General features: G+C 60.1%; 15 protein-coding genes. 7 read left to right on the top strand and 8 right to left on the bottom strand.

The window, feature by feature from the left end:
* Nucleotides 1-91: 91 nt before the first annotated feature.
* Nucleotides 92-448, bottom strand: coding sequence for an FKBP-type peptidyl-prolyl cis-trans isomerase (locus V8J88_RS14155; protein ID WP_338844788.1), 357 nt, complete (start codon nt 446-448; stop codon nt 92-94).
* A gap of 199 nt (nt 449-647) precedes the next feature.
* On the opposite strand from V8J88_RS14155, the gene V8J88_RS14150 reads away from it, so the two are divergent.
* The 5 genes from V8J88_RS14150 (at nt 648) to V8J88_RS14130 (ending at nt 7,658) form a co-directional block, all read left to right on the top strand.
* A complete protein-coding gene (locus tag V8J88_RS14150) occupies nt 648-1,664 on the top strand; it encodes a YncE family protein (RefSeq protein ID WP_338844787.1) in 1,017 nt (338 codons plus the stop codon).
* Entirely contained in the window at nt 1,627-2,424 is a 798-nt protein-coding gene (locus V8J88_RS14145; protein ID WP_338844785.1) for a polysaccharide deacetylase family protein, read from the top strand. Before V8J88_RS14150 ends, V8J88_RS14145 begins: the two co-directional genes overlap by 38 nt.
* 3 nt (nt 2,425-2,427) lie before the next feature.
* Nucleotides 2,428-3,393, top strand: coding sequence for a sterol desaturase family protein (locus V8J88_RS14140; protein ID WP_338844784.1), 966 nt, complete (start codon nt 2,428-2,430; stop codon nt 3,391-3,393).
* Between the two features lie 137 nt (nt 3,394-3,530).
* Nucleotides 3,531-4,316, top strand: a complete 786-nt coding sequence (locus V8J88_RS14135; RefSeq protein ID WP_338844783.1) for a molybdopterin-binding protein — start codon at nt 3,531-3,533, stop codon at nt 4,314-4,316.
* Between the two features lie 21 nt (nt 4,317-4,337).
* Nucleotides 4,338-7,658, top strand: coding sequence for a transglycosylase domain-containing protein (locus V8J88_RS14130; RefSeq protein ID WP_338844782.1), 3,321 nt, complete (start codon nt 4,338-4,340; stop codon nt 7,656-7,658).
* Nucleotides 7,659-8,046: 388 nt separating this feature from the next.
* On the opposite strand, the gene V8J88_RS14125 is transcribed toward V8J88_RS14130, so the two are convergent.
* Both V8J88_RS14125 and V8J88_RS14120 read right to left on the bottom strand, forming a co-directional pair.
* The gene (locus tag V8J88_RS14125) at nt 8,047-10,713 is read right to left on the bottom strand and encodes a putative inorganic carbon transporter subunit DabA (RefSeq protein ID WP_338844781.1); all 2,667 of its coding nucleotides are present in this window, start codon (nt 10,711-10,713) and stop codon (nt 8,047-8,049) included.
* Nucleotides 10,713-12,218, bottom strand: coding sequence for a proton-conducting transporter membrane subunit (locus tag V8J88_RS14120; protein WP_338844780.1), 1,506 nt, complete (start codon nt 12,216-12,218; stop codon nt 10,713-10,715). The genes V8J88_RS14125 and V8J88_RS14120 overlap by 1 nt, the downstream gene beginning before the upstream one ends.
* A 113-nt stretch (nt 12,219-12,331) precedes the next feature.
* Between V8J88_RS14120 and V8J88_RS14115 the strand changes: the two genes are divergently transcribed.
* On the top strand, nt 12,332-13,246 hold the full coding sequence (locus V8J88_RS14115; RefSeq protein ID WP_338844779.1) for a LysR family transcriptional regulator: 915 nt from the start codon (nt 12,332-12,334) through the stop codon (nt 13,244-13,246).
* A gap of 5 nt (nt 13,247-13,251) precedes the next feature.
* On the opposite strand, the gene V8J88_RS14110 is transcribed toward V8J88_RS14115, so the two are convergent.
* The 3 genes from V8J88_RS14110 to V8J88_RS14100 form a co-directional block, all read right to left on the bottom strand.
* Entirely contained in the window at nt 13,252-14,445 is a 1,194-nt protein-coding gene (locus V8J88_RS14110) for a 5-(carboxyamino)imidazole ribonucleotide synthase (protein ID WP_338844778.1), read from the bottom strand.
* Entirely contained in the window at nt 14,442-14,939 is a 498-nt protein-coding gene (gene purE, locus V8J88_RS14105; RefSeq protein WP_338844777.1) for a 5-(carboxyamino)imidazole ribonucleotide mutase, read from the bottom strand. Before purE ends, V8J88_RS14110 begins: the two co-directional genes overlap by 4 nt.
* Before the next feature lie 80 nt (nt 14,940-15,019).
* Complete coding sequence (locus tag V8J88_RS14100) at nt 15,020-15,235, bottom strand: hypothetical protein (RefSeq protein WP_338844776.1); 216 nt, start codon at nt 15,233-15,235, stop codon at nt 15,020-15,022.
* A 45-nt stretch (nt 15,236-15,280) separates the two neighbouring features.
* On the opposite strand from V8J88_RS14100, the gene V8J88_RS14095 reads away from it, so the two are divergent.
* Nucleotides 15,281-15,736 (top strand): cache domain-containing protein, encoded by a 456-nt coding sequence (locus V8J88_RS14095; protein WP_338844775.1) that lies wholly within the window; start codon nt 15,281-15,283, stop codon nt 15,734-15,736.
* 138 nt (nt 15,737-15,874) lie between these two features.
* On the opposite strand, the gene V8J88_RS14090 is transcribed toward V8J88_RS14095, so the two are convergent.
* Together V8J88_RS14090 and V8J88_RS14085 are read right to left on the bottom strand one after the other, a co-directional pair.
* Nucleotides 15,875-16,150 carry a hypothetical protein gene (locus tag V8J88_RS14090; protein WP_338844774.1) on the bottom strand — a complete coding sequence of 92 codons (276 nt, stop codon included), beginning with the start codon at nt 16,148-16,150 and terminating at the stop codon, nt 15,875-15,877.
* A gap of 67 nt (nt 16,151-16,217) precedes the next feature.
* Nucleotides 16,218-16,943, bottom strand: coding sequence for a 16S rRNA (uracil(1498)-N(3))-methyltransferase (locus V8J88_RS14085; protein WP_338844773.1), 726 nt, complete (start codon nt 16,941-16,943; stop codon nt 16,218-16,220).
* Nucleotides 16,944-17,199: the final 256 nt, after the last annotated feature.

Raw genomic sequence — 17,199 nt, 5'->3', positions numbered from 1 at the left:
GATAATAGCATCCAGTCCGCATGATGCAATACAGCAGGATTAGAGGCGCTTCTCAACTCAGCCGGGCGGCGGGGCCCGGCGGCGGCTGTGCTTACAGTGACAGTAATTCGACTTCAAAAATCAGCGTGGCGTTGGGCGGAATCACGCCGCCGGCGCCGCGCGCGCCATAGCCCAGCGCAGACGGGATCACCAGACGGCGCACGCCGCCCACTTGCATCCCTTGCACGCCTTCGTCCCAGCCTTTGATGACTTCGCCCATGCCCAGCGAAAAGCGGAACGGCGTGCCGCGATCTTTGCTGGAATCAAATTTCGCCCCGGCGCTGCCGTCGTCGTTTTGCAGCCAGCCGGTGTAGTGCACCGATACATAGTTGCCGCGTGCGGCGGCGTCGCCGCTGCCGCTTTGCACGTCTTCATATTGCAGGCCGGAGGGAGTGGTGATTGTGCTCATGGTTGATCTTTCTTTGAAATTGGCTCAAAGCTGCCGCAAGCCTGCGGCTGCCGCTCAAAGCGCCGATTGTAGTGGAATTCACCGCACAACAGCACACCCACTGGAAACCTGGGCGCAAAATTCTTGCAGATATCCGGTTTCGCCAGGGTAGAATGTTATTTTTTCCAGTACATTCAGTACAGATCCGATGTTGCACAGCATGGCTAAGCGCATTTGCAGCAAATTGGCAGCCTCTGTCGGCGCCGTCCTTTCCTTTTCATCCGCATACTTATTTGTCGGCGCGCTGCTGTGCGCTGCCCCGGCCCAGGCGGGCGGGAATGTGGTGGTGGTGCTGAATTCGCGTGATGCTTCTGTGACCTTGCTGGACCAGAAAAAACGCGTTGAAATCGGCACATTGTCCACCGGCAAGGAGCCGCATCACCTGATGCCGACGCCGGATAATAAATCCCTCATCGTCGCTTCCTCCATGGGCAATGAATTGCTGTTTCTCGATCCTAAAAGCGGGGCCGTGCAGCGCCGGGTGAAAGACATTATCGATCCCTATCAAATCGGTTTTTCGCCGGATCAGAAATGGTTTGTCAGCAATGCGCTGCGCCTGGACAGGGTCGATTTATACCGCTATGACGGACGCAATTTCAGTTTGCAAAAACGTCTGCCGCTGCCCAAGCTGCCCAGCCATATGGCGTTTTTGCCGGACAGCAGCATGGTCTTTATCACGCTGCAGGGCAGTGACCAGATCGCGGCGATTGATCTGGCAAGCCAGAGCGTGCAATGGACTATGCCGGTCGGCAAGCTGCCCGCCGGGATCTATCTGACGCCGGATCAAAAATATCTGATGGTGGGGATTATGGGCAGCAATCATATTGAAGTGATTGACTGGCGCACCCGGCAACTGGTCAAACGCATCAAAACCGGCGACGGTGCGCACAATTTCCGCGCCATGGGCGATAAACGCCATGTGCTGGTCAGCAATCGCGTCAGCAATTCGATTAATATCGTTAATACCGAGTCGCTGGAAAATGTCGGCATGATTCCGGTGCCGGGCGGGCCGGATTGCATGGAATTGAGCGATGACGGCAAAACCTTGTGGGCCACCTTGCGCTGGATTAAAAAAGTCGCGGTAATCGACGTGCCATCGCGCAAGGTGCTGAAAATGATTCCGGTCGGGCGTTCTCCACATGGCGTGTATTTCCACAATCACGCGCCGCGCCAGTAAGCGCGCAGCGGCGCTGGCGCTGGCGGCCCCGCTTTGCGGCGGCGCTACGCCTTGCCCGGCGCAAATTTATCTCACCTTCGATACCGGCAATATGGCGCAAGCTGAATTCATTGCCGGCCAACTGCGGCAACGGCAGATTGCCGCCACCTTTTTTCTGGCCAATGAGCGCACCACACGCGGCGATTATGCGCTGGATGATTCCTGGGCCGGCTTTTGGCGGCAATTAAGCAGCGAAGGGCATGCTTTCGGCAGTCACAGCATCAGCCATGCGCGCTGGCTGGCCGATGGCAAAGACGGGCGGCTTGTGATGCGGCCCCAATTCGGCCCCCAGGCCGGCCAAAGCGTGCGCTGGGATCAGGCGCAGTTTTGCCAGGATTTGCAGCAGGCGCGCGCGCGTTTTTTCAGTCTCACCGGGCGTCATAGCGAGCCGTTGTGGCGCGCCCCCGGCGGCCATGTCTCGGCGCGCAGCCTGGATTTTGGCCGGGCTTGCGGCTTGCAGCATGTCGGCTGGTCGCCCGCCGGCTTTTCCGGCGATGAGCAGTCCAGCGAACGCTATCCGAATCCGGTGTTGCTCAAACGCCTGTTGCACAATTTAAAAGCCGGCGATGTGGTGATGGCGCATTTAGGCATCTGGTCGCGCCGCGATCCCTGGGCCCCGGCGGTGTTGCCGCCCTTGCTGGATGGCTTGCGCGCGCGCGGCTTTTGTTTTGCCACCTTGCGCGAGCATCCGGCCTACCGCCTCAGTCCGAAAAAGGAGTGAACCATGCAGTATTTGAGCGATTTGTTCGCCACCCTGCAAGCCTGGCTGTTTGAAAGTCTGGTGCAGCCGGCGGTGTTTGCCTTGGGGCTGGGGGAATTTGTCGAAACGGCGTTTGACGGGGTGGAAATTTTTCTCGCCGGCCTATGTGAATTGCTGCTGATTTACCTGCTCTTGCGCCCGCTGGAAGCAAAATGGCCGGTGCAGCCGGTGAGTTTTCGCGCGCGCGCAAATGATTTTATTTACACCGTGATTCACCGCCTGGGCGTGTTTGCGGTATTGATCTTTTTCCTGCTCGATCCGCTGTTGGATCAGTTGGCCGCCTTGCTGCATCTGCAGGGTTTGCGTCCCTTCAATCTGGAAAATCTGTGGCCGGGCATTACCGATGCGCCGCTGGTGAGTTTTTTTGTGTATTTGCTCATCCTGGATTTTTTCGATTACTGGTATCACCGCATGCAGCACCGGTTTCACTGGTGGTGGGCTTTGCACAGCTTGCATCACAGCCAGATGGAAATGAATTTGTGGAGCGATAACCGCAATCATTTGCTGGATGATTTTTTGCGCGATGTCGTGATGGGCCTGATTGCGCTGGCAATCGGGGTGCCGCCTGCGCAATATGTCATGCTGGTGATGGCCGGGCGCATCTTGCAAAGCTTGCAGCACGCCAATCTGCGCCTGCATTTCGGCCCGCTCGAATGGCTCCTGGTTTCACCGCGTTTTCATCGCTGCCATCATGCCATCGGCATCGGCCACGAGGCGCCGGGCGGGCGTCTGGGCGGGTGTAATTTCGCGGTGCTGTTTCCAATCTGGGATATGGTGTTTCGCAGCGCCCATTTCAGCCCGGAATTCATGGCTACCGGCGTGCGCGATCAATTGCCGCCGCCGCATGGTCTGGGGCGCGACTATGGCCGTGGTTTCTGGGCGCAACAATGGCTGGGTTTGCGCCGCTTATGGCAGGCTTTGCGCAGCTGAAAGCGCAGGTGCGGGCCATGTGCGCTGAATTTGGCGCCGGATGTGTTGCGAATTGTCACAAGCGCTGTGTTTCGATATTCAATTTTCCGTGCTTTCTGTAACATGCGTCTATCCCCCTTCGTTTTTCTGGAGTGCGCATGGCAATCGGTTTATTGATCATCGGCGATGAAATTCTGTCTGGCCGCAGGAGTGACAAACATCTGCCGAAAATGGTGCAGATGTTGTCCGAGCGCGGCATGCGCCTCGATTGGGCGCAGGTGACAGGCGATGATCCACGTCGCATTACCGCCATTTTGCGCGACTGCATCGCCAGCGGCGATATTGTGTTTTCCTGTGGCGGCATCGGCGCCACGCCGGACGACCACACGCGCCAATGCGCGGCGGCGGCCCTGGGCGTGCATCTCGAATTGCATCCTTTCGCCAAGGAAAAAATCCAGGAGCGTGCGCTCGAAGTGGCGCGCGAGCGCGGTCTGGAAGTGGATTTGCACAGCGCCGAACAATTGCAGCGCCTGAAAATGGGCGAATTTCCCGCCGGCGCTGAGATTATTCCCAATCCCTACAATAAAGTGCCCGGTTTTCGCTGCGGCAATCTGCATTTTGTGCCGGGTTTTCCGGAAATGGCGCATCCCATGATCGCCTGGACGCTGGACACCCATTACGCGCATTTGCACAACGCCACGCCCTGGGTTGAGCGCGCCTTGCTGGTGATTGAAGTGGCGGAATCGCGCCTGACCCCGCTGATGGAAGAATTGGAGCGTGATTTCCCGCTGATCAAAGTCTTCAGCTTGCCAGGTTTGCCCAAAGAAAACTTGAGCTGGCATATCGAATTGGGTGTCAAAGGCGATCCGGCACAAGTGGAGGCGGCGTTTGCCCGTATCTGCGCTGAATTGGCGCAGATGGGGGCGCAAACCCGCAACTTGTAAGGAAAGGCAGGAGCGGAGGGGATGATGAGAACCACCTTGCGCTGGAATCGCACCGCACAAGCGGCAGGGCAGGTGCGTCAAGGGTGGCGCGTATTTTGGCGCAGACATGGCAAACCGGCGCCATTGCAAGTCATTGCGCCAGCCGCAGCGCCGCACGCAGCGCCCCATGCACATGCGCATGCCCATGCGGCGGCGCATGCAGCGGCGCCGCTGGCGGTGTCAGAGCCTGTGCCGGCTGCAAACGCCGAAGCGGTGCAATATTCCACCGAACCGCCCACAGAATTGCCGCCGCCGCCACGTCCGCCGCGTAAAAAAGGCGGCTGGGGCCGGCGCATCTGGCGCTGGTGCAAAATTCTGTTCTGGCTGGTGTTTTTGACGGCGCTGGGCTTGCTGGCCTGGTTTGGCTGGCGTGAAATGCATGACGCCAAATACCAGGCGCAATTTTTCCATGAGCATGCGCGCCAGGCCGGCTTTACCCTGGCCGAAGGCGAGAGCAAAAACATCCGTTTCCCAGCCGCCAGCCCTTTCGATGAGCGGCTCGGTTACGCCAGCCTGCCAGAGTTCAGCAACCGTTTAAAACAGCGCGATTACGCCATCGTCAAACAAGCCCGCATCACGCCCAAAATGGCGGAAATCGCTGATCTTGGCCTGTTCATGCCCTGGCGTGAAAAGACCCAGGCTGGTTTGGAAATGGCGGATTGCCATTTGCAGCCGCTGTTTGCGGCGCGCTATCCGGAACGTGTGTTCAGCGATTTCAACAATGTCCCGCCCTTGCTGGTCAGCTCCCTGCTGTTTATTGAAAACCGCGAATTGCTGGATCAAACCTATCCCAAGCGCAATCCTGCCGTGGAATGGGACAGGCTGGCGAAAGCTGTGCTGGAGCAGGCCGCGCATGGTTTTGACGGCGAGCATAAAACCGCCGGCGGCAGCACGCTGGCTACGCAAATTGAAAAATACCGCCATTCGCCGGAAGGGCGCACCAGCAATGCCAAGGATAAGCTGCGGCAAATGATCTCGGCCAGCCTGCGCGCCTATCAGGCCGGCGAAGACACCAGCGCAGCGCGGCGCCAGATTGTGCTGGATTATCTGAACACCGTGCCGCTTTCGGCCAAACCGGGTTTTGGCGAAGTGAATGGGATTGGCGATGGCTTATGGGCCTGGTATGGGCGCGATTTTCATGAAAGCCGCGAACTGTTGCAGCGCGCCGCGCGCGCTCCCGATCCGCTCAGCGCCATGGCCTATAAAGAAGCGCTGTCGCTGATGATTGCGCAGCGCCGCCCCTCGTGGTATCTGGGCGATGCTGACAGCGATCTGGACAGCCTGACCAATACCCATTTGCGCTTGCTGGCGGCGCATCGCGTGATCACGCCGCAATTGCGCGATGCCGCGCTGGCGCTCAAGCTGGCCCCGGCGGCCAAGGGCAAATTGCCGCCGCAAGCCGCGACTTCCTTCGTGAATAAAAAAGCGGTGACGGCGATGCGCACCCATCTGGCCAGTTTGCTGGGTGAAAACCGCTTATACAATATCGACCGGCTCGATCTGAGCGCTGTCTCAACCATCAATGCCGAAGTGCAGCAAAGCATCACTGCCATGCTGCGCGATTTGCGCGATGGCGAAAAAGCCAAGGCCGCCGGCCTCACCGGCAAGGGCTTGCTGGGGAATGGCGATCCGGCCCAGGTGGTGTACAGCTTCACTTTGCTTGAGCGCGGCGAAGATGCGAATTATCTGCGCCTGCAAACCGATAATTTTGATCAGCCGCTGGATATCAACGACGGCGCCAAGCTCGATCTTGGCTCCACCGCCAAATTGCGCACCTTGATCAGCTATCTCGATATCGTCGCCAATTTGCACGCCAAACATCAGGGCAAGGATGAAGCTGCGCTGCAAGCGGTGGTGATTGACCCGAAAGACAAGATGTCGCGCTGGGCGGTCGAATTTTTGCAGGAAAACCAGGACGCCAGCCTGGAGCAGATGCTGGAAGCGGCCTTGCAGCGTCAGTATTCGGCTTCCACCGGCGAAGGTTTCTTCACCGGCGGCGGGATGCATTATTTCAATAACTTCAAAAAAGAAGACAATGGCCGCATCATGAGTGTGCGCGAAGCCATGCGCCATTCAGTGAATCTGGTGTTTGTGCGCATGATGCGCGATGTGGTGCACCACTATATGTTTCACTCGCCCGGTTCCTCGGCTTCATTGCTCAGTGATGTGGATGATCCGCGCCGCGCAGATTATCTGGCCCGCTTCGCCGACCGTGAAGGGCGTGAATTCATTCAGCGCTTTTATCCCAAATACAAGGGCAAGAGCGCGCAGGAAGCGGAAAAAATTCTGCTGCAAAACCTGCGTCCGACCCCGCACCGCTTAGCCGCGCTGTACCGCACGATTGCGCCGCAAGCTGACCTGGCCGCGTTTTCCGCTTTCCTGCGCGACAATTTGCCGAATGACAGCAATCAGGAAAAACTCTCGCGCCTGTATGAGCAATATGCGCCCGAGGCCATGCCCTTGCAGGATCGCGGCTATGTGGCGCGCATCCATCCGCTGGAGCTGGTGGTGGTCGGGTATTTGCGGCAAAAGCCCGGCGCCAGTCTGAGCGATGTGATCGCCGCCTCAGCCAAAGAACGTCAGCAAGTCTATACCTGGCTCTTTAACACCCACCGCAAACACGCCCAGGACAAACGGATTGCCGGTTTGCTCGAAGTCGAGGGCTTTTTGGAAGTGCATAAGCAGTGGAAGAAAATGGGTTATCCCTTTGATTCCATGGTGCCCAGCTACGCCAGCGCGCTGGGCGCTTCCGCCGACCGTCCTTCCGCGCTGGCGGAAATGATGGGCATCATCATCAATGACGGCGTGCGCAAACCGACCTGGCGCATCAGCTCCTTGCATTTCGCCGCCGGTTCGCCCTACGAAACCCTGTTCCAGCGCCAGGCCGGCAAGGGCGAGCAGGTATTGCCGAAAGAAGTCGCGCGCGCAGTGCAAAGCGTGATCAATGAAGTGGTCACCATGGGCACCGCCAAGCGCCTTGCCAACAGCTTTGTGCGCAGCGATGGCAGCGTCTTGCCGGTAGGCGGCAAGACAGGCACAGGCGACCAGCGCTTTGAAGTATGGGGTGCGGGCGGCCGCCTGATCGAATCGCGCTACGTCAACCGCTCAGCCACCTTTGTCTTCAATATCGATAGCCGTTATTTCGGCAGCATCACCGCCTATGTCAGCGGGGCGCAATCGGAAAATTATGATTTCACCAGCGCCTTGCCGGTGCAACTCTTGAAAACCGTGGCCCCGCGCTTAATGCCCTTGCTGGAAGCCGGCAAACCGCAGGCGGGTTTGCCGGGCATGTGCTCGACTTGAGGCGGGGTACAGGAAAAAGCATGATGTTAAAAAAGCTGTCCTGAGTTTTCCGGATGCGAAAACAGTGGGCGCATGGTTGCAGGCATTTCCAGATCACGCCACACGCGGCGTGGGGATGGGGGATTTATCAATTTCCAAGATTGGCTGCGCTTATGTCTGCGCTTATGTCAGCGCTTTCCCCGGCGCCGGCTGTCTATCTGGAGTAGAGACAGCGATCTGGCCGGCTGCGATTCGGGTATCTGACTGAAAAAAAAGCGCGCAGACCATTAAGGTGCTGCGCGCTTGGCCCTGTTGTGACAGGAAGGTAACTCACCAGAGCGGCGAGTTTGACTATTAATCATAGTCAAACTGGAGCGATTACGCCAATTCCTTATTCTTCTGTTTTGAATTAGTTTTTCTTATGCTGGCTGATAATGGCCCCGTCTGGGCCAGGCAGCCAGTCGCGCCACCCGCCATCTTGCGGGGCGATGCTGGCCAACAGCAGCCAGCCGTGGCGCACTTTGCGGGCCAGCGCCGGGTTATGCTGCAACAGCCGGAGGATGTGGCTGTCCGGGGCCGCGATCACCAATTGCAAGCGCTGCGCCTGATGCATGGTTTGCGCATCATCCCGCATCACCGCTTGCCATGGCAGGCCGGGCAGTAAATCGCTGCCATTGCCTTGCACCACACCCAGTCCGCTGCAAATACTCTGACTGGCTTTGTCGCCGCTGCCGTGATAATGCGGCGCATTGCTGGACGCCAGATATTGCAAATTGATCCATTGCGCCACCGTCGCCGGGCCGGCGCACAGGCTGGCCAGCAGGCTGCCGTCGGCGTCGTTGGCGGCTTCGTATTCATGCAGAAAAGCGCGCCCGCCCAGATTCGCGTGCCGGCTGATGGCGCGCGGCGCCAGGATCAGCGCGGCATTATTGACCAGTCCCCATTCCGGGCGCAATTCCGCCGCATCATGGCTGCGCCGCCAGGCCGCTAAGCGTGCTTGCGCCGGACTGTGCGCCGCTTCTTCGCCCGGCAATAAAGCCAGCCGCTCCAGCGCCAGAGTGTGCAAGGCCAGCGGCAGCGCGCTTTGCAGGCTATTCCAGGCTTGCGCCGCTGCGCCATGGTCTGGCGCAGCGCTGAGAAAATCCAGCTGATCCAGACTGGTTTGATGCTGCGCCGCCATCACATGGCAATCCTGCGGGATCTGAATGCCGGCCTGCGCCAGTCCGGCGCGTACTTGCGCATCGTTCAACATTTGCGCCAACAGCCGCGCATTCATGCCGCCCGCTGCGCCGCCGCAAGCCCCGCATTGCAATTTCGCGGCATACGGATTGTTTTCACTCTGGCTGCCGTGCCCGGCGATGATCAGGAGCGGGGCGAAATTGTCGTGCAGATTGATACTGCGCAAGGCGTTGGCGCAGGCCTGCACCTGCTGCTCCAGGCTCAGCCCCTGCGCCAGTTTGGCGTGCAGCGGACGGCGGTAGCGTAAATCGAAGCGGGTTTGCGGTTTTTGCCGCCATCTTTCCAAGTTCAGGTCGAGTGTGCGCCGCCAGCTGACCGGGGCCAGATTGCGCCACAGCATGCGCAGGCCGTGCCAGGGGCCGGCCAGCTCCGGCAACACCAGCGCCGCTTGATTATCCTGCTTGGCGCGGCTGGCAAATGTTTGCGCTGCCTGCTGCGCGGCGCGCCGTTGCCGGTAGCGCAGCAGCGCGGCGGCGCTGGCCTGCTCGCGCACACTGAAGGACGGTTGCAAAATCGCCGGGCAACTCGCATGTCCCGCGCTCTGATCCAGCCCGTGCGTGTGTGCGGCCAGACCAAAGAATCCGGCGCAAGACAGGGTTTGCAAGGCGCCGGCAGGCATGCCGCGCGCACTTGCGGCCAGCTCCAGCGCACGCCGCAATGCTTCTGAGCGCACATCAATGCAAAACACCAGCTGCACCATGGGCCGCGCCTGCGGTTGTGCGCAGCTTGCCGGGCGCAAGCTGACGCGCAATTGGCGGCGCCACAGCTCTTCGCGCATGCGCAGCCAGATTTCACCTTCGGCGCATGGGTCGAAGTCGCGCGCCAGGGCCAGTCGCAGCGCACGCGCTGGCGGCGGCAGGCAATTCCATTGCGCCACATTGCTGTGGCTGTAACGCAGCCAGCGCCGCAACAATACGCTTTTGTCAGCTTGCGGCGCATTGCAGTCCAGGGGCAACAAAATGCTTTCCAAGGCCAGCCGCAGGGCCAGCCATTCATACAGGATGGGACAGTCAGCAGGGCCGGCTTGCTGCTGCAGCATGCCGGCCCAGCCATGCAGGGCGAACAGATGCGCGCTCAGATAATCGGCCTGATCGGCGGCTTCGCATAAGCCCGGCAGCAGGGCGGCGATGCAGGCGCGCGGATCGGACGGCAGCGCTTGCAGACGGCTGTTTTGCGCCTTGTTTAATTCGCCGGCTGTAGCACACAATTGGCGCGCAAACGTCCAGAAACTGCCGCCGGCTGCCGGCCACAGCGCAAGCGGGCGGCCAAGCCAGTATTTGGCGCTGCGCGCGCACAGCGCATCCAGCAGGCGCGCTTGTGCTTGTTGCTGCGCCGTGCCGAAAGCCAAGGCGCGCCGGCTGCGGGTTTGCCAGGCCAGCAAGCTGCGCGGTGCGGCCTCAAGTGGCGCGCTGGCGGCTTGCAGCAAGTCAAAACCATCCGTCGCGCCCGCCTGGCGCAACAGGCGCTGCTGCACATAATTGAGCAAATCAGCGCTCAACAGCGTGCTGTGTTCAGCCGGATGGCTGCTGTTTTTCCAGTGCATCAACCAGGCGCGCAGGGTGTCGCGCAAAAGGCCGGGGTCGCCCGGTTGGGCCTGCCAGGCCGCGCGTTCCGCCCTGGCGTCGGCATACAGCGGTGCGCCCAGACTGTGCCAACTGCGCTGCGCGACTTGATGAAAATCCAGATCTTCCAATCCGAGCCAGGGACTGCGCGCGGTGAAAGTCGCCAACGGCCAATGCGGCGCGAGGCGGTCGCAAGCCTGTTGCAGGGCTTGTTCCAGGGCGTCTTCTTGCGCCAGCAGGTGACGCAATTCAGCAGATAAAGCGGCATTCATCATCAGACTCCGGTGTGTGGGCAGGCGCTGGCGAAGGGCGTGCGCCGGGCATTTGCTGCGCGTTGCAGCAAATGTCCTGTGTGCGCATCAAAAAATGCGGCCCGCGCTTCGCCTTGGCGCAATAAGAAGAAATACATTTTTTGCGCCAAACGGTGCTGCGGATGGCGGCTGCACCATTGCCAGCAGCAAACCGCAGCGCACAGCAGCAGCGGCAGGGCCAGACTCAGCCACAGCGGCAGCTGGTGGCTGGGCGACATCGGCAGCGCATGCAGCCAGTGATGCAAAGTCAGCCACAGCGCCAGGCCGGCCACGGCCCACAGCAAAAGCCAGGCGCGCTGCGCTTGCGGGCTGGCGCTGTCCACCCCTTGCAGCAGGGCGCTGGCCAATAAACCTGCCGACAGCAGGGCCGCGCCCGGTGTGCTGGCCGGCATCAGCCAGTACAAGGCGGCGCATAACAGCGCCAGCAAGACATAAGACTGTGCGGCAGGCGCCGCCGCCTTGTTTTCCTGCAGCGCGCTGCCGGCTTGTAAAAACAGATTGGCTTTGAATACCGCGTGCAGCAGCAAGTGCAGCAAGGCGGCATGCCAGGCGCCGAGCGCGCATTGCAATAACATGCAGCCCATCTGCGCGCTGGTGGAGAGCGCCAGACGGCGTTTCAGATCGGTTTGAATCATCCCGGCGCCGCTGGCGATGACCAGTGAGAGCAGGGCGGCGGCGGCCAGCACTGGCCAAGCCCAGCCGCTGGCGCCAAGCAGCGTTTGGTAATGCAGCAAGAACAGCGCACCGGCGCCGGCCAGGCCGGCATGCACGATGGCGCAAACCGGGGTCGGCGCGCACATGCCATTTTGCAGCCAGCCATGCCAGGGCCATTGCGCACTGATCATCAAGACCGCCAACACCAGCGCGCCGCTGGCCAGATGCAAGGCCCAGGCCGGCCAGTGACGCACCTCCAGCAGCGGCAAGTCAGCGCCGCCGTTCAAGCTGATTTGCAGCAGCACCGGCGTGGCGCAGAGCGCAATGATGGCAAGAAAACGCCAGGCGGCATGGCGCGCGGCGAGTTGCGCCGCCGCCCAGTCGCGTGCGCTGCCCAGCAGCATAAACAGCAGGGCATAGCACAGCGCCAGACAGAGCAACAGCCCCAGACCATGGCTTTGTTGCCACAATTGCAAGGCGGCCAGCGTCAGCAAAGCCATCTGGCATACGATGCGGCACTGATTTATCGCACCCTGCAGCATGCGCCGGGTAAAATGCAAGATACATACGCCAAGCACAATAATCATGGCGCTGACCAGCATCGCTGCGCTGGCCTGCCAGTAGAGATTGGCCAAAGTCAGGCCCAGCAGCGGCAGGAATGCCCACAGATGCGCGTTGCGCCGCAGCGGCCAGCGTGGCGGCAGGACGGATAAGGCCCCGATTGCCGCCAGCAGACAGGCGGCCGGCCAGAGCATCACGGGCAACCAGACCGGCAGCGCCCATTGCGCAGGCATCAGAACGGACAACATCCACATAACGACCCCATTAAGACGTGAAAGAAGAATTGCTTGCTATGGTAAGCAATCCAATGTATAAGGTCTAATCGCTATTTCTTTAAATTTCCATTAGATAAAATTATGGAGAGAACATGAATGTCACCATGCGTCAGATGCAAATCTTTGCCAAGGTGGTGGAGTGCGGCAGCTTTACGCGCGCTTCTGAGCAATTGTTTTTGACCCAGCCAGCGGTGTCGCAGCAAATGCGGCTCTTGAGCGAGGCGGTGGGCGAGCCGCTGATTGAGAGCAATGGACGCAAATTGCATTTAACCTACGCCGGGCAAAAGCTGTTGCAAACCTGGCAGGGCATGGCCGGTTTGTGGCAAGAGTTTGATGAGGAAGTGCAGGCCATGCGCGGTTTGCAAAGCGGGGTGTTGCGCCTGGCGGTGGTGTCCACCGCCAAATATTTTTTCCCGCGTGTGTTAGGCCCGTTTTGCCAGCGCTATCCGGGTATTGAGGTGCGCCTGGAAGTCTTGAACCGTGACCGCATCATTGAGCGCATCAGCAATAATCTGGACGATTTATATGTGATGAGCCGCCCGCCGGCGCAGCTGGATTTGGTGCAGCAAACGTTTTTGGATAATCCCTTGGCCGCGATTGCGCCGCCGGATCACCCTCTGGCCGGGCAGGCGTCGATCAGCTTGGAAGAGTTTGCGCGTGAGCGTTTCATCATGCGTGAACAAGGTTCCGGCACGCGTATTGCGATTGAGGAATTTTTGCGGCAGCAGGGACAGAGTTTGAATGTCCGCCTGGAGCTGGGCAGTAATGAGGCGATCAAGCAGGCGGTGGCGGGCGGTCTGGGCGTCTCGATCTTATCGCGCCACACCTTGCACCGCACCGTGGCGGAAGATGAGGTGGTGATGCTGCCGGTGCAGGGTTTTCCGCTGCAGTCGCATTGGCAGCTGGTGTATTTGCGGCAAAAACGCCTGTCGCGCGCGGCGCAGGCGTTTTTGCAGGAGTTGCAGGACTGGATTCCGCGCTACCGGGCCGAGCGCGGATTGAACTGAGGCGCTTATTCTTCCAGCGCAATGCCGAGGATGGCGCAAGCCTGTTCCAGCTGGACTTGCAATGCTGCTGCATGTTCCGCTTTCAAGGTCAAATGCCCCATTTTGCGCGCCGCGCGCGGCTGCTTGCCATACAGCTGCAAAGCGGCGCCGGGCAGGGCCAGAATCCGCTCCCAGGCCGGATTGCGGGTCTGACCATCGGCAAACCAGATATCGCCCAGCAGATTCAACATCAGCGCCGGGCTGTGCTGGCGTGTGCTGCCGGGGGCCAGGCCGCAGAGTGCGCGCACTTGCTGCTCAAACTGGCTGGTGTCGCAGGACGATAAGGTGTGGTGGCCGCTGTTGTGCGGGCGCGGCGCGATTTCATTCGCCACCAATTGCCCATCTTGCAGCACAAAAAATTCGACGCAGGCCAGCCCGACAAAATCCAGCGCCGCCAGAATCTGTTGCGCCGCATCCTGCGCGCGCCGGCACAATTCTGCGCTGACTTGCGGCGTGCCGGCATCGCCCAGCGCCAGGCTGGTGTGCAAAATGCCGTTGCGGTGCAGATTTTGCGCCGGCGCATACACCGCGCCCGCGCCATCTTTGCCGCGCATCGCCAGCACTGAAATTTCAGAGGCCAGCGCCAGGCGTTTTTCCAGCACGCAGGCGCAATTCCACTCTGCGAATACGGTGCGCAACTGCGCCAGATTTTCCACTTTGCATTGACCGCGACCGTCATACCCCATGCGCGCGGTTTTCAAAATCGCCGGAAACAGCGCGGCATCGACCTGTTCCAGATCCGCCGCGCTGCGCAAGGCATGCCAGGGCGCAGGCGGGGCGCCGCTGTTGGCGGCCAGCTCTTGCAACAGGGTTTTTTCGGCGATCCGATCCTGGCAGACCGCCACCGCCTGCGCGCTGGGCGCGACCCGGGTGTGTTGCGCCAGCCATTCCAGGCTGGCGGCGGGGACGTTTTCAAATTCGGTGGTCACCGCCTGACATTGCGCCGCCATCTCCGCCAAAGCCTTGGGATCGTCATAGGCGGCGCATAAAAAACGGTCGGCCACGCTGGCGGAAGGACAGCCGGGATCGGGATCCAGCGCCAGCACGCGATAACCCAGCGCTTGCGCGGCTTGAATGAACATGCGGCCCAGTTGGCCGCCGCCCAGCACCCCCAGCCAGGCCGGCGGCGTGAGCGGATTCCAGGACGCCGGCGCGCTCATGGGTTCACCGGCAATTGCATGGCTTGCGCCTGCGCGGTTTGCGCCGCGCGGAAGGCGTGCAGTTGTTCGCGCAATGCGGCATTCTCCGCCGCCAGCATGGCCACCGCGCAGAGTGCGGCGTTGGCGGCCCCGGCTTCGCCAATGGCGAAGGTGGCGACCGGAATGCCCTTGGGCATTTGCACAATGGAAAGCAGGGAATCTTCGCCGCGCAGATAGCGCGAGGGGACAGGAACGCCAAGCACAGGAACGATGGTTTTGGCCGCCAGCATGCCCGGCAGATGGGCTGCGCCGCCGGCCCCGGCGATGATTGCGCGCAAGCCGCGCTGTTGAGCCTGTTCGGCGTATTCAAACATTTGATCCGGCATGCGGTGCGCAGACACCACGCGGGCTTCAAATGCAATGCCGAATTGCTGCAGGATATTGACTGCGTGTTGCATCACTTCCCAGTCAGAAGATGAGCCCATGACCACGCCGACCTGAATTTGTTGTTGCATGACTGCCCCTGGAATGAAATTGGGCGCAATTGTAATACTTTCAGGAAATAAACTCAAATTTTAGGTACTTTTAGTATATTTTATGGCCGGGATTTGTGCTGTGCAATAAAAAACCGCCTTGCAGGCAGGAAAATAGCTGCAATAATTGCAATGAAAGTTGCGGGATTGATATTCTGAGCTTTCATGTCAAGACGCGGAAAGGCCAGGCGATCCGCGTCATTCCCCGGCTGCCCAAACCATGCAGTCTGACGCAGATCGGCAGTGGCGATGGCAGTACAGGATTGGTGTGTTCGCATGACCTTTCTTTTGCCCATAGCGTCGGTTTGCGAAAGAAGGAGTGCATGATGAAGTGGTTTTGGCAGTTGTTATTGGTGCTTGGCCTGTCTGGCTTGGCGAGTGCGATGGCGCAACAGAACAGTACGCCGGAGCAGGCGCAAGCCATGGTCAAGAAGGCCATCGCGTTTTACCAGGCGCATGGCAGAGAGAAGACGATCGCTGCCGTCAGCGATCCGGCTGGCCCGTTCAATGAGCGGGATTTATATGTCGTGATGTATGACCTGAAAGGAACTGTGATATCGCATGGCGCGAACAAGAAGCTGATCGGGAAAAACATTATCGATCTGAAAGACGCCGACGGCGTGATGATCGTCAAAGAGCAACTGGCGGCCGGGCAGGGCAAAAACGGCGGCTGGGTGAATTACCGCTGGCCGCATCCGGTCAGCAAGGAAATGGGCAAGAAGTCGATGTATAACGAAATTGTGGAAGACGTGATGTTCGCCTGCGGCATTTACCGCTAAGGCGCGATGTGCAATCTGTGCAGCCACAACAGGAGCCGGGCGCCCGCCCCGGCTCTTTTTTTGAATGAAAAAGATCGTCTTTCCCCCAAGGATAACAGTCATCCAGGCTGTGGGCAGCCAGAAAAGACGACCGTGAAATCAACACATCGCCATGCGCAAACCGGGCGGCGCGGGCGGCAGCAAGGGCGGCGGCAGAGGCGATATGCGCGGATCGATCGGCACATGCGGCGCATCGACCGGGGCGCGTTGATGCGGATGGGGGTGGGGTGGAATACGCGGCGGCGCGGACGGCGGCATTTTGGGTGCGGCGTACAGCCGCAAGCGCTGCGGCAGCTGACGCAAAGTGGCCAGAATGCCACACTGTCCTTGCGCCAGGGCCGTGGCGCACTGTGCTGTGCTGCGATGGTTTGACATTGCCTGCCTCCGCCTGCAATCAAAGGTGATTCATTTTAGGCGAGGGCAGGTTTTTTACAAGGCGCAACTACTGATTGCCCCACAGCGCCTGCAGGGCGGACAGGGCGTAGATGCCGGCGGTTTCGGTGCGCAATACGCGCGGGCCGAGAGAAAAACTCAAGGCCCCGTGGGCAATCGCCTGATTTTCCTCTGCTTCTGAAAAACCGCCTTCCGGCCCCACCATCAATGTCAGCGCTTGCGGCGGATGGTGGCGCGCCCAGTCGCTGATTGAGGTGGTGGCGCGCGGCGAGAGCAGAATGCGGCGGTGCAAATCCTGGCGCGCAGTCCATTCTTCAAAGCGCGCCAGCGGCGCTAAGCGCGCCAGGCGGTTGCGCCCGCATTGCTCGCTGGCGGCGATGATGATGCCCTGCCAATGGCGCTGGCGCTTTTCGGCGCGTTCCGCGTCGAGCTTGACCACCGAGCGCGCCGCCGCCAGCGGTTGCACCAGGGCGACTCCGAGTTCGACCGCTTTTTCAATGATCCAATCCATTTTCGACCCTTCCGGCAAGGCTTGCGCCAGGCTCAGGGCGTATGGCAATTCCACTTCGCGCGGGGAAAAGGTTTTCACCACCACCGAGGCGGTTTTTTTGTCGAGTGCGCAGATTTGTGCAGTGTATTCGCCGCCATCGCCATGAAACAAGGTCAGGTTGTCGCCGCATTGCATGCGCAGCACATGCACATGGTGGGCCAAGTCGGCGGGCAGCTCCAGAACGGCGTCCAATTCAAGCGCTTGCGGAAAATAAAATCTTGCCATGTTATGCATTCCTTCAGAATTGCGCGCCCGGCATGCGCAATGCGGCAGCGCACACAAATTTGCTGGGCGGGGCGGGCTATACAGCGCTTGTCTGCTAAAATAGCACGCTTTGAGGCAGATGCCGCGCATTTCCTGTTTGAGCGTGCGGGCCGGCATGCATGAATGCATGCAAACCGGCGCAGGGTATTGCAAAAAGCGCCAATGATTGGCGAATTTTTTGGAGTGCCTTGCCGCAGCCCGGCAGCAAGCGCAGGAC

The sequence above is a fragment of the Massilia sp. W12 genome (assembly GCF_037300705.1).
Taxonomy (GTDB): Bacteria; Pseudomonadota; Gammaproteobacteria; order Burkholderiales; family Burkholderiaceae_D; genus JACPVY01.
The sequence above is the reverse complement of the archived record's forward strand: the minus strand, read 5'-3'. Positions and strand labels throughout refer to the sequence as shown.

Coding starts and splice junctions, on each gene's coding strand:
- V8J88_RS14155 (WP_338844788.1), bottom strand. CDS start 448: ATGAGCACAATCACCACTCCCTCCGGCCTGCAATATGAAGACGTGCAA.
- V8J88_RS14150 (WP_338844787.1), top strand. CDS start 648: ATGGCTAAGCGCATTTGCAGCAAATTGGCAGCCTCTGTCGGCGCCGTC.
- V8J88_RS14145 (WP_338844785.1), top strand. CDS start 1,627: ATGGCGTGTATTTCCACAATCACGCGCCGCGCCAGTAAGCGCGCAGCG.
- V8J88_RS14140 (WP_338844784.1), top strand. CDS start 2,428: ATGCAGTATTTGAGCGATTTGTTCGCCACCCTGCAAGCCTGGCTGTTT.
- V8J88_RS14135 (WP_338844783.1), top strand. CDS start 3,531: ATGGCAATCGGTTTATTGATCATCGGCGATGAAATTCTGTCTGGCCGC.
- V8J88_RS14130 (WP_338844782.1), top strand. CDS start 4,338: ATGATGAGAACCACCTTGCGCTGGAATCGCACCGCACAAGCGGCAGGG.
- V8J88_RS14125 (WP_338844781.1), bottom strand. CDS start 10,713: ATGATGAATGCCGCTTTATCTGCTGAATTGCGTCACCTGCTGGCGCAA.
- V8J88_RS14120 (WP_338844780.1), bottom strand. CDS start 12,218: ATGTGGATGTTGTCCGTTCTGATGCCTGCGCAATGGGCGCTGCCGGTC.
- V8J88_RS14115 (WP_338844779.1), top strand. CDS start 12,332: ATGAATGTCACCATGCGTCAGATGCAAATCTTTGCCAAGGTGGTGGAG.
- V8J88_RS14110 (WP_338844778.1), bottom strand. CDS start 14,445: ATGAGCGCGCCGGCGTCCTGGAATCCGCTCACGCCGCCGGCCTGGCTG.
- purE (WP_338844777.1), bottom strand. CDS start 14,939: ATGCAACAACAAATTCAGGTCGGCGTGGTCATGGGCTCATCTTCTGAC.
- V8J88_RS14100 (WP_338844776.1), bottom strand. CDS start 15,235: ATGCGAACACACCAATCCTGTACTGCCATCGCCACTGCCGATCTGCGT.
- V8J88_RS14095 (WP_338844775.1), top strand. CDS start 15,281: ATGATGAAGTGGTTTTGGCAGTTGTTATTGGTGCTTGGCCTGTCTGGC.
- V8J88_RS14090 (WP_338844774.1), bottom strand. CDS start 16,150: ATGTCAAACCATCGCAGCACAGCACAGTGCGCCACGGCCCTGGCGCAA.
- V8J88_RS14085 (WP_338844773.1), bottom strand. CDS start 16,943: ATGGCAAGATTTTATTTTCCGCAAGCGCTTGAATTGGACGCCGTTCTG.